Annotated in this window: 14 protein-coding genes and 1 pseudogene; 4 read left to right on the forward strand and 11 right to left on the reverse strand. The window is 67.2% G+C overall.

Features of this window, described 5'->3' with window-relative positions; all coding sequences use genetic code 11:
* Position 1: 1 nt before the first annotated feature.
* From MZTS_RS15080 to MZTS_RS15130, 11 genes and pseudogenes are all read right to left on the reverse strand, one after another.
* Positions 2-496 (reverse strand): DUF4381 domain-containing protein, encoded by a 495-nt coding sequence (locus MZTS_RS15080; RefSeq protein ID WP_192284470.1) that lies wholly within the window; start codon positions 494-496, stop codon positions 2-4.
* Positions 493-1,488 (reverse strand): DUF58 domain-containing protein, encoded by a 996-nt coding sequence (locus MZTS_RS15085; protein WP_246482125.1) that lies wholly within the window; start codon positions 1,486-1,488, stop codon positions 493-495. Before MZTS_RS15085 ends, MZTS_RS15080 begins: the two co-directional genes overlap by 4 nt.
* Before the next feature lie 22 nt (positions 1,489-1,510).
* The gene (locus MZTS_RS15090; RefSeq protein WP_192284472.1) at positions 1,511-2,515 is read right to left on the reverse strand and encodes an AAA family ATPase; all 1,005 of its coding nucleotides are present in this window, start codon (positions 2,513-2,515) and stop codon (positions 1,511-1,513) included.
* A 197-nt stretch (positions 2,516-2,712) separates the two neighbouring features.
* Complete coding sequence (locus MZTS_RS15095; protein ID WP_192284473.1) at positions 2,713-3,738, reverse strand: SphA family protein; 1,026 nt, start codon at positions 3,736-3,738, stop codon at positions 2,713-2,715.
* Positions 3,739-4,103: 365 nt separating this feature from the next.
* Complete coding sequence (locus MZTS_RS15100; RefSeq protein ID WP_192284474.1) at positions 4,104-4,958, reverse strand: DUF4344 domain-containing metallopeptidase; 855 nt, start codon at positions 4,956-4,958, stop codon at positions 4,104-4,106.
* 41 nt (positions 4,959-4,999) lie between these two features.
* The gene (locus tag MZTS_RS15105) at positions 5,000-5,980 is read right to left on the reverse strand and encodes a formylglycine-generating enzyme family protein (RefSeq protein ID WP_192284475.1); all 981 of its coding nucleotides are present in this window, start codon (positions 5,978-5,980) and stop codon (positions 5,000-5,002) included.
* A complete protein-coding gene (locus tag MZTS_RS15110; protein WP_192284476.1) occupies positions 5,977-7,017 on the reverse strand; it encodes an HAD family hydrolase in 1,041 nt (346 codons plus the stop codon). Before MZTS_RS15110 ends, MZTS_RS15105 begins: the two co-directional genes overlap by 4 nt.
* Before the next feature lie 18 nt (positions 7,018-7,035).
* A complete protein-coding gene (locus MZTS_RS15115) occupies positions 7,036-8,700 on the reverse strand; it encodes an arylsulfatase (protein WP_210329306.1) in 1,665 nt (554 codons plus the stop codon).
* Positions 8,701-8,889: 189 nt separating this feature from the next.
* Positions 8,890-9,120, reverse strand: a complete 231-nt coding sequence (locus MZTS_RS15120; protein ID WP_009865913.1) for a hypothetical protein — start codon at positions 9,118-9,120, stop codon at positions 8,890-8,892.
* Positions 9,121-9,674: 554 nt separating this feature from the next.
* Positions 9,675-10,697: a toll/interleukin-1 receptor domain-containing protein gene (locus MZTS_RS15125; protein ID WP_192284477.1), complete on the reverse strand. Its 1,023-nt coding sequence runs from the start codon at positions 10,695-10,697 to the stop codon at positions 9,675-9,677.
* A 232-nt stretch (positions 10,698-10,929) separates the two neighbouring features.
* Positions 10,930-11,501 (reverse strand): annotated as a pseudogene (locus MZTS_RS15130) (P-type ATPase actuator domain-containing protein); the annotation flags it as partial.
* Between the two features lie 333 nt (positions 11,502-11,834).
* Here MZTS_RS15130 and MZTS_RS15135 point away from each other — a divergent pair.
* From MZTS_RS15135 to MZTS_RS15150, 4 genes are all read left to right on the forward strand, one after another.
* A complete protein-coding gene (locus MZTS_RS15135) occupies positions 11,835-12,164 on the forward strand; it encodes a hypothetical protein (protein WP_192284479.1) in 330 nt (109 codons plus the stop codon).
* Positions 12,161-12,757 (forward strand): type II TA system antitoxin MqsA family protein, encoded by a 597-nt coding sequence (locus tag MZTS_RS15140; RefSeq protein ID WP_192284480.1) that lies wholly within the window; start codon positions 12,161-12,163, stop codon positions 12,755-12,757. The genes MZTS_RS15135 and MZTS_RS15140 overlap by 4 nt, the downstream gene beginning before the upstream one ends.
* Positions 12,754-13,431: a hypothetical protein gene (locus MZTS_RS15145; protein ID WP_192284481.1), complete on the forward strand. Its 678-nt coding sequence runs from the start codon at positions 12,754-12,756 to the stop codon at positions 13,429-13,431. The genes MZTS_RS15140 and MZTS_RS15145 overlap by 4 nt, the downstream gene beginning before the upstream one ends.
* A gap of 359 nt (positions 13,432-13,790) precedes the next feature.
* Positions 13,791-14,663 carry a DUF4238 domain-containing protein gene (locus MZTS_RS15150; RefSeq protein WP_192284482.1) on the forward strand — a complete coding sequence of 291 codons (873 nt, stop codon included), beginning with the start codon at positions 13,791-13,793 and terminating at the stop codon, positions 14,661-14,663.
* Positions 14,664-14,748: the final 85 nt, after the last annotated feature.

Raw genomic sequence — 14,748 nt, forward strand, 5'->3', positions numbered from 1 at the left:
CTCAGCCCGCCTCTGCCCTGCCGGTCGAGCGGTGCGCGGCGACCCAGATGCGGGCCTGCTCGGTCAACCTGCGGAGGTCGGCCGGCTCCGGACCAGGGGCGCCGTAGGCCTCGCACAGCAGCCTGCGCAGCGCGGGCGCGTCGAGCTTGCCCCTGCCGCTTCCGGCGAGGAAATCGGCCCACCTCGCACCGCTCAGAGGCGCGACCTGCTCGCGCGGGAAGGCCACCAGCGCCGCCCGCTTCATCACCTCGGAGACCCGCTCGACGGCGCGGGCATCCGGCCGGGGCGACGCCGCGAGGGCATCGAGTTCCGCGAGGGCCGCGCGCCGATAGGCATTGGCGCGGTGCCGTCTTCGGGCATCCCGCAGGACAAGGGCCAGCATGGCAAGGAGCCCCGCCAACACGATCCAGGCGCCGGGCGCCGGGGGCCAGAACGCCACCGGGGCCGGTGTCGCCAGGTCCCGCAGGTTCTCCAGGCTGCCGGGATCCGGGTTCATGGGGCTGTCCCTCCGACGCCGGAGAGGTGTCGTTCGGTCCTTTTCCCGATCAGCGCCTGCAACTGTGTCGCGACGTCCTCGGTGGTCGTGACCGGCAGCACGGGGATGGCGCGTCGGAGCGAGAAGGCGCCCAGGCGTTTCCGCCACTCGGCGCGCTCGTCCGAATAGCGGCTGCGCAAGCTCTTCGAGGAGGAATCGACCTCGACCTGTGCGTCGCCCGAGCTGAACACCGCCGGACCCACATCCGGGAGTTCCAGCTCGAACGGGTCATGGACATGCACCACTAGGACATCGTTGTGGGCCGTGAGGCGGGTGACAAGGCGCGTGGTCTCCCCGTCCTCGCCCGCGGCGTCGGTGACGAGGCAGACGAGCCAGTCGTGCGTCGCCAGGCGCTCGGCCCGGCGCAGGGCCTCGTTCAGTTGCCCATCGGCCCCGGGAGGCGCGGCGCCGGCCGCCAGAAGCGCGTTCCGCCGCGCGACCTCGGCGATCACCCGGACGGCCCCCGTCTCACGTCCCTGCGGCCTCACCTCGGTCATGTCGGCGTCGCCGAACACGACCGCGCCGACCCGGTCACCCAGGGACGTGACCCGCCAGGCCGCGAGGGCCGCGACCTCGGCCGCCACGACCGACTTCATCGCCCGCCGGCTCCCGAAGAACATCGTGGTGCGCTGGTCGACGAGGAGCAGGACCGGCCGGTCGCGCTCTTCTGAGTAGACGCGAACGTGCGGAGCCCCGAGGCGCGCGGTCGCCAGCCAATCGATGGTGCGGGTGTCGTCGCCCTCGAAGTAGTGGCGCAGCTCCTCGAAGTTCAGCCCCCGACCCCGCAGGCGGGAGGCGTGCCGGCCCGAGAGCAGGCTGTGCACGGGCTGCCGCGGCAGGAAGCTGAAGCCCTTAGCCCGATGTCTGAGGCGCAGAAGCGCATCGAGGCCGACATAGGCACGCGCTCCGTTCGACGGGTTCCCATCGCCCCTGTCGCCGCGTCGCTCGGCCATCCGCCCCATCGCGTGCCCCCCGTCAGGCCGCCACAGCGACCTGCCTGATCACCTCGTCGAGGACCCCATCGGCCGTCACCCCGTCCGCGCCGGCCTCGTAGCTCAGGGAGACGCGGTGCCTCAGGCAATCGTGCGCCACCGCCTGGACGTCCTCCGGCGTGGCGTAGTCCCGGCCGCGCAGCCATGCGTTCACGCGCGCGCAGCGGTCGAGGGCGAGGGAGCCGCGCGGGCTCGCCCCGATGGCCACCCACGCCTTCAGCTTGTCGCCGAACTCCCCGGGCCGGCGCGTGGCGGCGACGAGGGCGACCATGTAGGCCTCGACGGCATCCTTGGTGACGACGCGGTCGATCTCGGCCCGGGCGTCGAGGATGGCCCGTTGCGGGATCTTCGGCGGCTTGGCCGCCGCCGCGCCCGCCGGGGCCTGCTCGGACCGCACGAGGCGGAGCACCCGCACCTCGTCGGCATCCGAGGGATAGTCGATCCGGACATGCATCAGGAACCGGTCCATCTGCGCCTCCGGCAGCGGATAGGTCCCCTCCTGCTCGATGGGGTTCTGGGTGGCGAGCACCATGAAAAGGGGCGGCAGGTCGTAGCGCTTGCCGGCCACGGTCACGTGCCGCTCCTCCATCGCCTCCAACAGGGCGGACTGCACCTTGGCGGGGGCGCGGTTGATCTCGTCGGCCAGCACCAAGTTCCCGAAGACCGGGCCCTTGCGGAACACGAACTGCCCGTCGGTGCGCAGGATCTCGCCGCCGGTGACGTCGGAGGGCAGGAGGTCGGGCGTGAACTGGATGCGGCTGAAATCGGATTCCAGGTTCTTCGACAGGCTCTTGATCGCCCGGGTCTTGGCAAGGCCGGGCAGGCCTTCGAGAAGGACGTGGCCGTCGGCCAACAGCGCGATGACGATGCGCTCGACCACGCGCTCCTGGCCGATGATGTCCCGGTTGATGCGCGCCTGCAGGTCGAGGACGGCGGCACGCGCAGCCGAGCCGCCTCCGTCACCTTGTGCCTGAACATCCTGGAACATGCCGGTGCGCCCCCGGCGAGAGTGTGGATGAGCCGACCCTCATGTCAGCCCTGTTACCGTTACAGCCTTGCGATCTGGCGGCCGGCCGCGATTTCAGCCATCCGCGATTTCAGCCATGGGCCCAGGCCGCTGCGCGGACGATGCTCGAGGACGTGCCGGTCGACGAGATCACGCGCGTTATCGGTCTCGCGGCGGCGTCAGAACTTCGCCGCCACCGGTTTCGGCTCGGCCGCGGCCTTCGGGGTCGGGACCCAAAGGGGGAATGAGACCTCAAAGAAGCCGATTGTCCCCTGGAAGCGGTTCTCGACCTCGACCTCGCGCAGGATCTTCACGCGGGCGGTGATCGGAATCTGTCCCGCCAGGGCGGTCAGGCCGAGCGTGCCACCCACGGCCGTGACCCGGCCCTTGAACGGTCCGAGGCGTGCGCCCGGACCGCTATCGCCGGTGATCTGTTGGTAGTGGGAGGCGATGACGCCGACCGACAGTTCCTTCGTGAGGTATTTCGAGGCCGAGACGTCGATGTGAAACTCATGGCCCGTCGTGTACCGGGTGGATGGGTTCGTACCGTTGAGCGTGAAGCCTGCGGCCGCGGAGAGCTCGATGCCGACGGTCGGGTCGAGATAGGTCGCGGCAGCGGAAATGTCCCCAAGATAGCGGTTGAGGGCCACGTTCGAGAGCTGGCCGGGTTCGTAGCCGCCCGCAGGAATGCTGACCAAGCCGGTCAACTTCCAGTGCCAGTTGCCGGAATGCCAACCGAGCGAAGCCGAGACGATGGGGTCGCCAGGATTGAAGGTGGCGTCGCTGACGCTGGCGCCTACGGGCCGGCCGGCCACTTGGTTTACGAGTGGACCGTCGAGCAGAACGCCTGCCCGCACGGCCGGCTCGCCAAAGGGCATGACAAAGGCGAAGGCAAGGTCGCCGTCGAGGATCTTGACGGGCGTGACCCATAGCGCCGTCACGAAGTCGACGACCATGTTCACCTTGGCGTCGGCGATGATGTTGCCGCCGAGCTGGGTGGTGCGATTGCCGCCGAGCCTGCCATTGTAGAAGTAGGTCGTGCTGTCGAAGTACAGGCCTTGCGGGGGAACTACGCCCCCCAATGGAACGGCTTGCCCCTCGATGTAGAAGCTCAGGCCGCCCTCCGCGGCTTTAGCTGAAGGGGGCGCAGCAAGGAGCGCACCCAGGGCAACGCCTCCGAACAGGTGACGCACGACGTACCGCATGCCTGCCCCCAACGGGTCATCCCGAGTGCAGCTTTCCGCAAGAAGCTCGGAACAAGATCAGGGAATAGGCTAGGGCTCGCCGTGTAAACCCTAGTCTCGCAGGATCTTGAGTAAGTATGACCTTCCTGCCACATGAAGGGGTGGTCCCCTGCTATTTGGCCGATATGAAACCGTTACAGGCTTGACAGTTGTGGGAACTGCGCGGGCGCGGTCCGCATGCAGATGGCGGCGCGGCCGCATCCGCCAACGCACTCATCATGGTCATGGCTTTCCCGAGGAGCGCCGGCGCCTCAGCCGAATCGGGACTCTTCCGCAGACGGCGATACCTGCGGGAAGCTCGGTTCGGAGTGGTGAGGTCCGGGGATCTACCGTCCTCGGGCGGCTCCCTCGAACGCTCGGCGGAGCCGCTCGCCTCGGCCTGGTTTCACGCGCAGGTGCGGGACGATCAATGTCTCGAAAGCGAAGGCGACCTGATCGTACTCCTCGCCGCAGCCCTCGGCCCGCTCCTTCGGTAGGTAGCCCTTGGCGACGATGTAGCCGAAGCGCTTCTCGTCCGACCCATAGGCCAGGCAGGCGAGGTTGTAGAAGCGCTGCCAGGAGAAACCGTGGACGTCCGCGAAGCCGCCTTTGTCGATGGGCTCGTTCTTGCCCGTCGTCGCGAAGAAGTAGGCGCTCCCGTTCACCACCGTGCGCGCCTCCTTGCCACCCAGTTGGAGCAGGGCGTAGGAGGCCACCTGATCGGCCGCGTCTTCCTCACGCCCGAGTATCGGCACACGGAGCAGGTCGAAGAGGGCATGTCCGCTCTCGTGCATGAGAATCTGGGCGACAGGCCCCACCAGCGCGTCGTGGCGGGAAACCCCGGCCGGTGACGTCGTTTTCGGCGCGACCTCATGGATACCGGCGACCAACTCGTAGCAGAGGGTGACGCTCCGGTTCTCGGGTGCGTACCAAGCGTTCGCCTCCCCAGCGCATTCCTTGAGCCGATAGGTCAGGCGGGTCGGCAGGCGGGCCAGGCCGACGATGGCGCCGACGCGCTCCAGGACGCGCTGCCGACGCAGGGAATCGTAGATCCCGCGATAGGCCGCCTTTTTAGGCGGCTCGTAGACGACGCGGATGCGGTCCGAACCCGTGGAGGCTACGCCGCGCGCTTCCGCTGCTTCGATGGGCAGGACGACGCTGAGGCAGGCGAGAGCAAGTGCACGACCGGACCGGCGGCTCATGGACGTCCGTCCCTCTCTGCCGCGTCCACATGCCCGGCCTCTCACGGGGCCGCTTCCGTCCGACGGATGCAGCGGAACCCGATGTGGCTCGTCGAGGTGTCGACCGGATGGGGGTGGCGGGCGGCTGGGCGATAACGACGGCAATAGTTCGGCGCGCAGAGGTGAGAGCCACCCTTGACCACCCTCCGAGGGATGCGGATCTCTGGCTGGTTCGGATCGAAGCTCTCGTCCGGCCGGCCCCCTCGGGGGTTCTGGGGGATGCAGCAGGCCTTCGCGGCGTCGGCCGGATGCTTCGGGACGTAGAAGTCGGTCGTCCATTCCCAGACGTTGCCGGTCATGTCGAACAGGCCGTAGCCGTTCGGCGGGAAGGCCGTGACCGGCGAGGTGCGCTCGAAGCCGTCCTCGGCCAGGTTCTGGTGCGGGAAGGCGCCCTGCCAGGTGTTGGCCATGTGCCGGCCGCCGGGCGTGAGCTCGTCGCCCCAGGCGAACTCCGCCCCGTCAAGACCGCCGCGGGCGGCGTATTCCCATTCGGCCTCGGTCGGGAGCTCCTTGCCGGCCCAGGCCGCGTAAGCCTCGGCGTCTGCGAAGGCGACGTGCACCACCGGGTGCTCGTCGAGTCCGGCGATGGAGGAGCCCGAGCCGTAGGGGCGGCGCCAGTGCACACCGAACTTGAAGCGCCACCACGCGCTCCAGTCCCTGAGATCGACGGGCCCCTTCGGCGGCTTGAACATCAGGGAGCCTGCCTGAAGCATGCGCGGCAGGGCGCCGGGATAATCCTTCGGGTCCGGCCGCCGCTCGGCCATGGTCACGTACCCGGTGGCGCGCACGAAGGCCCGGAACTGTGCGTTCGTGACCGGCGTCAAATCGATCCAGAAGCCGTCGACGCGGACCCGGTGGACCGGCGCCTCCTCCGGATAGTGCCGGTCGGAGCCCATCCTGAAGGTGCCGCCGGGCAAAAACACCATGTCGGGCACCGGGTCGGTGACGGCCCTGCGCCGGTCCAGCACGGGTGCGTCGGTCATCGCTCGCTCCGAGGGGCTGGCGGGAATACTTGTTTCCAGTCCTGCCGCATGTCGACCACCGTCCACCCGCGCCGCCCGGCCTCGTCCAGAGCCTGGTTGAGGCGTCCGACGTGGGACTGGCGGTCGTAGGCGAATTCGCGCTCGGCGTCGGTGTGATGCACGAGACCCAGGAAGCGGGGCCCGGCTCCGGCGGCCGTCCATTCCAGCATCTGCTGGTCGCCATCCGAGTTGCCGAAGGCCAGGATCGGTTGACGCCCGATGAAGCGGTCGATGCCGGACGGCTTGCCGGGGCCGTCGTCGATGAAGGCGACCTTGGCTTCCTTCACGAGGGCCGGCGTCCCGTCGGGCCCCATCTCGAACTTCGTGACGCCGGACGAGCCCACGACCTGCTCAGGGGGGATGCCGTAGGTCCGTTCCGCGAAGACGCGCATGAACTCCACGCCGCCGCCCGAGACGATGAAGGTCTTGAAGCCGCTGGCTCGCAGGTAGGCGAGCAGTTCCAGCATCGGCTGGTAGACGAGGCTGTCGTAGGGACGGTTGAAACGGGGATGGCGCGCGGTTCGTAGCCAGTCCGCGACGGTGGCGTTGAAGGCCTCCGTGGTCATGCCGGCGTGGGTCGCCGCCATGACCTGGAGCAGGCCTCGCTCCCCCGAAGCCGCAACGGCCTTGAGGTCGCCCTCGACGATGCCCTTGAAGGGCTGAGCCTCCTTCCAATCCGGATGCTCGGGGGCAAGCGCCTTCACGCGATCCAAGGCGAAAGCGACCTGGAAGTAAATTGGCTGTTCCGCCCAGAGGGTGCCGTCATTGTCGAACACGGCGACGCGCCTCGCCGGCAAGACGAAGTCCGGCCCGCCCTCACGGCTGACGCGACCGACGAAGTCGAGGATTGCCCGCTTCGGGGCGCGATCGTTCCAAGAGGGCAAGGGATCGCCCTGGGCGCGGACCGCGCCTGCCCAAGACGGCCCGGCCAGGATGGGGACGGCCGCCGCGGCCGCAAGCAGTCCGCGGCGGCTGAAGGTATCTCCCCGGGTGGACATCGCCTGCCTCCTGACGCGCTACTTGCTGTGCGCCTCGGTGGCACGCCGCATCTTCTCGATGATCTGGTCGATGCTGAAGCTGGCTGCCCGTTGGCGTGGCGGGAACTCGCGGAACGTTCCGAGGAACTTGGCGACTTCATCCTGCGCGAGGAAGATGATGTAGGGCTGCGAGACGAACCAGTCGTAGTAGGTGTTCGAAGTGATGTCAGCGCGCTCGTAGGGATCCGCGCGAAGGTCAAAGAGCTTCGGCAGACGCAGGCTCGTGAAGGGCTCGGCCCAGATGCGCATCGTGCCGGGGGCGCGCTGTTCCTCGAAGACGATCTTCCAGTTCTCGTAGCGCATGGCTACGAGGTCGCCGTCGTCGTTGAAGTAGAAGAACTTGTTGCGGGCGCTCCGGTCCTGTTGCCCTGTGAGGTACGGAAGCTGGTTGAAGCCATCCAGGTGGACCTTGAAGCTCTTCGTTCCCGCCGTGTGCCCCTTGAGCAGCTTGTCGGTGATGTCGGGGTCGCCCGCGGCCGCCACGAGGGTCGGCAACCAGTCGAGACCGCTGACCATCTCGTTGGAGACCGTCCCGGCCTGGATGCGACCCGGCCAGCGGATCATGCAGGGCACCCGGAAGGCGCCTTCCCAGTTCGTGTCCTTCTCGCTGCGGAACGGCGTCATCGCGCCGTCCGGCCAGGAGTTCATGTGCGGGCCGTTGTCGGTCGTGTAGAGGACGAGGGTGTCGTTCGCGATGCCGAGGTCGTCGAGCTTCTTCAGGATTTGCCCGATGTGCCCGTCATGCTCGACCATGCCATCGGCATATTCCGTCCGCGCCGTGATGCCTGGCGGGCTGCGGCGGTTCTCAGCGACATGCGTGCGCAAGTGCATGCGCGTGGAGTTGAACCAGCAGAAGAACGGTTTGTCGGCCCGGGTCTGCCGCTCGATGAAGTCCATCGCCGCCGCCGAGGTCTCGTCGTCGATGGTTTCCATCCGCTTCTTCGTCAGCGGGCCGGTATCCTCGATCTTGCCGTCGGCCGACGATTTGATGACCCCGCGAGGCCCGAACCGCTTGCGGAACTCGGGATCGCGCGGGTAGGTGCGCTGCTCGGGCTCCTCCTCGGCGTTGAGGTGGTAGAGGTTACCGAAGAATTCGTCGAAGCCGTGGTTGGTCGGCAGGTACTCGTCGCGGTCGCCGAGGTGGTTTTTACCGAATTGCCCCGTGGCGTATCCCAGCGGCTTGAGGAGTTCGGCGATGGTTGCATCCTCCTTCTGCAGACCCACCGTCGCTCCGGGCACGCCGACCTTGGATAGGCCCGTCCGGAGCGTCGCCTGCCCCGTGATGAAGGAGGAGCGGCCCGCCGTGCAGCTCTGCTCGGCGTAGTAATCGGTGAACATCATGCCCTCGCGGGCGATCCGGTCGATATTGGGCGTCCGGTAGCCCATCAGGCCGAAGGTGTAGGCACTGATGTTCGATTGGCCGATGTCATCGCCAAAGATCACGAGGATGTTCACCGGTCGACCGGACGAGCCGGCCCTCGCGGGGGCAGGTTGCAGGGCCGGCGCCTGGGCCTGCGCCCCCGGCGCGGCGCCCATCGCGGATGCGGCCAGGGCGGTGCTCCCGAGGAGCATCGCACGGCGGCTGAAGGCTCGGCTCGCGCCTTCGTCGCCATCGACATCGTTCGACCGCCGCGTCTCGCTCATGGTCCTCTCCTGCAGGGTAGGTCCGGGTCACGGACCTGAGGTGTCGGTGTGTGGAGCGCGTGCTTCGGCTCACTCCGCCGACGCGGGCGGCGTCAGGCAGAGGCCGATGGCCAGCGGCGCGAAGGTGAGCCAGAAGGTGCCGGTGGCCTCGGCGGCGCACTTGCGGATCTCCATGGAAGCCTCCTGCGCTTAGGCTGGGCAGCGGTCCCAGAAGCCCTTCGTCCGAGAGGAATCGGTGTAGTACCAGCAGTAGCCGGGGGCCGGCGGCGAGCCGGCCCAGGCCGCGGCGGTGGCCGCGCCGACGAAGCCGAGAGCCGCCCCGGCCGCGATGGCTCCGCCGGCTGGCCACCAGGCGCCATAGGGGCGGTAGGCGCCGCCGACCACGACGTTCCGGCGCACGACGACGCCGCGCCGCTGCAACCAGCGTCTCGTCGTGCTCCTCGATGGAGGCGAACGGACGCTGGGCCTGCATCCTGGGCGACAGGATAGCACCGTGCCCGAAGTGTGTATCCGAAACGAAGAGTTGGCGTGACACGTGAGCCTCGCGGGAAACGGAGGCTCGGCAAGCGGCGGCACTCCGGCTTTCAGTCGGTTGGGTGCTGGCCGGCGGGTTTCATGTCTGTGCCTCCTAGATACGGTGAACGTGTCGCGGCCATGATATGTGCGCAAGCCCATTGCGCCGGGATCCACAGAGCCGCGCAGTCGGAACGATGTCGTAGACCGTTCCGACTGGGGCCGGCGCCCGGGGAATGCGACACGGCGACGGGGTATTAGATAGCTCTACCCAATACCCCGTACGAACGAACCGAGACCGCCACTGAGTCTTTATGTCACTGGCCCGGTTAGGTCACGTCGCGCGTCAATGGCCGCGAGGCGGTCTGGAAGCCGGTGCTGCGGCGGGCTAGCCTTTGGCAAGACGCGAACTCGGCGCCGGCCAACACACGCCTCCTCACCAACGTGACTTGGCCTCCAATTTAGATGTTATAGTGGTATTCCCAGAAATCCTGGTTCTCGGGTTCCAATGGCACGTCCTCGTCGACTTGCTTACCCAGGTCCCCTTCATTCTCCGAAATGAAGCTTCCGAGCTCTTTCAGCTTGGCGCGTAGGGATTTCATGTGGCGCTGGGACCAAACTGGCTCGTCGTCGCCGTTGATAAACCCAAAGCGAGCAGCCTCGTCGAATACTTCGCGGTCCTCAAATCGGTTGATTTTGTAGGGTTTTCCATAAAAAGCACTTAGAGCGTACTTCAGCATCTCCGTGCCGCGAAGAGTGGAACGGTACTCCGCGATCTCGTTCGTGCGTTCATCCAACTGTTCGGTCAAGCCCGTGTCGTCGAACTGCTTGCTGACCTCCGCAACGGCAGCCTTGTCCTTGAGTGCTTCGACAGCGGCAAGCCGCTTCTTCAGCGATTGCACGGTTTCCTCGTATTCATCCAACTCTACCCGCGCTTCCTCCAATTGCCGGTCCTTGGCTTCGAGTGCCGAGGCGGACACCATGCTGGGTCCAGGCATATCGGCAAGAATCGGCTTGATATCCTTCAGGAAGGATCTGCGCTTGACGTCCCACTTCGTTTGGGATTTCGGGGTGAAGGTAATCTCTTTCTGCAGCAATTCTCGCAATTGATTGTACGAAATATCGTCATCGATCTTCACAACCTGTGTGCCAAGGAGAACATCCTTGATGTCGGCGTAATCCAGTGGCGGCACGAGGATGGGGAATATGGCATGCGACTTGACCCATGCCGCGCCGAGTTCGCTGATACAGAACTTGCTTTCAAAGTAGGCGGGCGTCAGGAGAAGGATCACGACCTTCGGACCCTGCATCTGGGACTTGATGTACGAGACGAAGTTCTCGCCCGCCGGAATGTCGTGCCCTTTCAGCGACGTGCAGAAAATCTCGTCCTCCGGCACGCCCATCCCCTCCTCAAGGAGGGCGACGACCTGGGCGGCGAGCTCCCTGTCCTTGACGGCGTGGCTGACGAAAACCGATCTGCTCAAGGGGACCTCCGGGCGGGCGTGGCGGGCTGTGCCTCATATGGGCTCTGCCCGCCGCGGCCAAGACTGTGCTCGACCGTTCGCAGGTTCCTGCCCGGCAAGCAGCACGCCGGCCAAGCTGGCGCACTAGCCGGATCATCATCGATTACGGCACCAAGACCGCCGCACCTTGAAGAGTGCCGTGCCGGTGGGCGGCGATGGCCGCGTCGGCAAGGGCAAGCCGGTATGTATGGATGACCGGTAGCGCCTCGCCGGTGAGGCTCGCCCCGTCGAGCACGGCGCGTCCCACCGCGACCCGGCCGTCCACCGGCAGAACGCCGCCGACGCGCACCAGGATGCGGTCTCCCGGGACCAGCGCCGCCAGGGGCATCTCCGTCAACGCGCCACCGTCCTCGCGTAGGGCGGTACGTGGCTGGCGCGCGATCAGCGCCGACATCGCCCTGCTGGTGCGGCTGGCTGCGTAGGCTTCCAGCGACTGGCCGCCCGTGTACATGAGGGCGATGACCGCGCCGGCCAGCGGCTGCGAGTGGACGAGCGCGTCGCCTATCGAGAGCAGGACGACGGGGTCGAGCCCGACGTCTCCCTTCGCCAGGCTCGTCACTGGCTGGATCATCAGGACCCCGAGGACAGCTGGGGTCGCGCGGGTCCAAGCCGCCGCCGCGATGTCCGCCCGGCCGACGGCCTGCACCGCAAAGTCGAGGCAGAGACCGGCCAGCGGCAAGATGGCCAGCCACCCACGCAGGGCGGCCACCCATCCGGCGACCGCCGACCATTCGCCCCGAGCAAGCCCACGGCCGTCGTCGTCATATCTGTTCCCGTTCGTTCGCACCTCCGAGATGAAGCCGGTCCGGCTTGATGGGCCCTGCGCTGGATCAACGTGTCTCGGTGGGACAGCGCAGCAGACGCCCCCTTCATGGTGTCGGGTACCGAAATAGAGGACACACCCGCCGAACGAGCACCGAATCAGGCCACGAAAGGAACGGCGAACCGACGCCCCGCGTGTGGAACCGCGCCAACGGCCACGCGTAAAATCCTTCGCGTTCCGCTCACAATCGGCCAACTGAGAGCGGGGATGCGGCAACCTCAGCACAATGCCGCGGTTGAAGTTTGGGTAGCATGGTGCTACCTCTTGGAGGCTGGATGGCGCCACACAATCCACTGGAAAAGGTCAGGCGCCTGGCTTGTGACGAGGAGGGACGCCAGCTCTTTACCCCCGTCCTCGACGAGCTCCGGCGCCGCGACCTGGACTCGGATGATCTCTTCGCGATCATCCAGACCGAGCTCGGGGAGGCCCACTTCACCAAGTCCGAGCAGACCCGCAAGCACCATCCGACCACGGTGTCGGACTACTACTCGATCTGGGTCGATGACTGCTCGGACTGGATGTTCCTGAAGCTGCTCGTCGCCACCGCCAGCGACGGCACCGAGTTCCTGGTCGTCACGTCGTTCAAGAAGGATATCGACCGATGACACTTGAGCCCTGCCAAGCCTGCGAGGGGATCTCGGTCTCAGAGCGCGTCGAGCCGTTCGTCGTCGAGCGTTCCGGGAAGAAGGTCACGTTCGAGGACCGGCGCATGGTGTGCGCCGCCTGCGGCAACGTCAGCTATCGCGGTTCCCAGATCTCGCAGCACGAGCTCGCGCACGCCGCGGCCGTGCGCGAATTGGAGGGCCTGCTGTCCGCCGAGGAGCTCTGCGCGATCCGTCTGAAGTATAAGCTCCGCCAAACCGACATGGAGCTGATCCTCTCCACCGGCCCGAAGACCTGGACGCGTTGGGAGCGCGGCAAGGTCCCGCAGAGCAAGGTCGCCGACAGATACATCCGCGCACTTGCGAGCGACCCGTACCTGGCCCGGCGCGAGATGCTTGCCGCCGGGATCAAGAACCCCGAGGCCGAAGAGGTCTTCGCCCAGATCGAGCGCGACGACCGCCGGCGTGCCCACGCCACCCTGCGGGAGAAGCTCTCGCATCGCCCGGACGTGGACCGCGACGACATCGCCGCGCTCGCCGCCGACGCGGCCTTCGACGCCGTCCATCGGGCCCAGCCGGAAGCCGTCGCCGCGTGACCGACGAGCGTCCTCCCATGGGCGTGCTGCACCACCTCCCGCCGAGGAAGCCCCTCAGCGGGATGGAGGAGTTCGCGCGCGACGTGGGGGAGACCATCGCGGCGCAGTTCCGCGAGCAGAACAAGATCCTGCGGGCCGAGCGGCAGGAACAGGACGCCCGCGTCAGGGAGCAGGGCGAGCGCCTGCAGCGCCAGGGCGAGATGATCGAGCGCCTCACCCGGGGGGTCGAACTCCTCGTCACTGAACTGCACGGCCTGAGGACTGGCAAGGCCGAGGAGGCCTTCGCCCGGGTCGCCGGGAGCGGCGCGTCGCCCGACCTGCCGACCGTCTCGGCCGAGGCGGCGGTGATCTACACCTGCACCGCAGCGAGCATCGGCAGGCATCTCGGGTTCCGCGCCAGCGAGATCGGCGTGCTTCTCGGCGCGAAGGGGCTCCGCTGGGCCGGCGACGGCGCCTACCAGGAACTCGGACGCGACGTCGGGCCCAAGCACACCAAGTTCTGGCACCGGGAGGTGCCGGAGCGTTTGCGCCGCATCCTCGACGAGAACAACCCGGCCCGGCACGGGATCACCGACAAGTCCGCCCTCGCGGTGTTCCGGAAGTGGGCCGCCCGCCGGCCAGGTCCGGACCTTCTCGACGGCATCGGTCCCGCCCCCGGGAACGAAACCGCCTGAGGATTCTCGCCAGCTCGCCACCGTGCGGGGCGGGCGCGCCGCGGACCGCGCGGCTTGACCGCGGGTGCCACGTCCCTTGATCCGCGGGTGCGAGCGGCGCGGTAACGGCCGGCGTGGCTTCTGTCGCAGGTATCCAAGCATCCCACTAGGTCGGGTCCGGTCACTGCATGCGGCCGGCGCCACCATATGGAGCTGCGGCCACGTCCCGTCGCGGCCGCCAGACGCGGGAAAGTAACGCTTGTCGTCGCTCGTTACCGTCGTTCGAAGAAGCCACCGCGATGAAGGATGGACCGCGGAGGAATGCGTCTGTCACGCAAAGCAATTATTGAAAATACGGACGCGCGAGTGTAATATAAAGTATGAACAGATTACAACCTCCCATCTCAGAGAAAGAAAATCAACACTACACTCCAAGGTTCTGGCTTCGCGGCTTCAGCGGCAGGGGAGGCAGGATCGAGGGCTCCATCGACGGCGTGCATGCCCATCAACTCTCGACCGACGACATTATGGCGGATCACTGGATCTACACAGTGTTTGACGGGTGGTGGCGGCCGAGCGACGAGATCGAGGATGACCTCGCGCTGATCGACGGCAAGGCATCGAACCTGTTCAAGCGCCTGCATCGCGACCGGAAGGTGCCGTCGTTGGCCGACCGGGACCAGCTTGGCGATTTCCTCGCGCTGACCGCGTGCAGGAACGTGGAAGCCATGGCGCGGAGCCACGCTAGGTCGAAGGAGTTGGCGCTGGCGATTGCCGACGCCGACGCCCACGCCTCCGAGGCCGATTACCTTCGAGCCATTGAGCGAGATTTCCGCGTCACCCTGGAGGCGGGCTTGTGGCGGCGTGTACGGGCCATGGGTCGCGATGCGGCTTTCGCGGAGGCGGAGGAGATCGTGGACCTGCGGCCCTACGACCCAAGCCTACCGACCAACCTGGCGTCGCTCTGCGCGACGCTGGACGTCGGCAGGGCGGTCAAGGGCCTCGACGTCACCCTGCTCGATGCCCCGTTCGGCCACGGTTACGTCCTCGGCGACTGTCCGGTGCCGGTGGTCGACATCGGCCGCGGCTTCGACGTCCCGCTGTCGAAGGGCCTCGCGCTCAGGGCGATGCCCCCGGCGACGGCGGGGCGGCAAGCCTGGGCGCGGCGCACGGCGACCGCCCGGGAGGTGACGGACATCAACGATGGCCAGCGTGCGCGGGCCAGGAGCGTGGTGATCTGGCCCGCGTTGTAAGCAGCGCGTCGGGCGGGGCGGCATCCGCGGGGCCGAGGTCGGCGCGGATCCTGTCGCGCATCCCCAGTGTCAATCGGCGTCCAAT

The sequence above is a fragment of the Methylorubrum zatmanii genome (assembly GCF_014845115.1).
Taxonomy (GTDB): Bacteria; Pseudomonadota; Alphaproteobacteria; order Rhizobiales; family Beijerinckiaceae; genus Methylobacterium; species Methylobacterium zatmanii.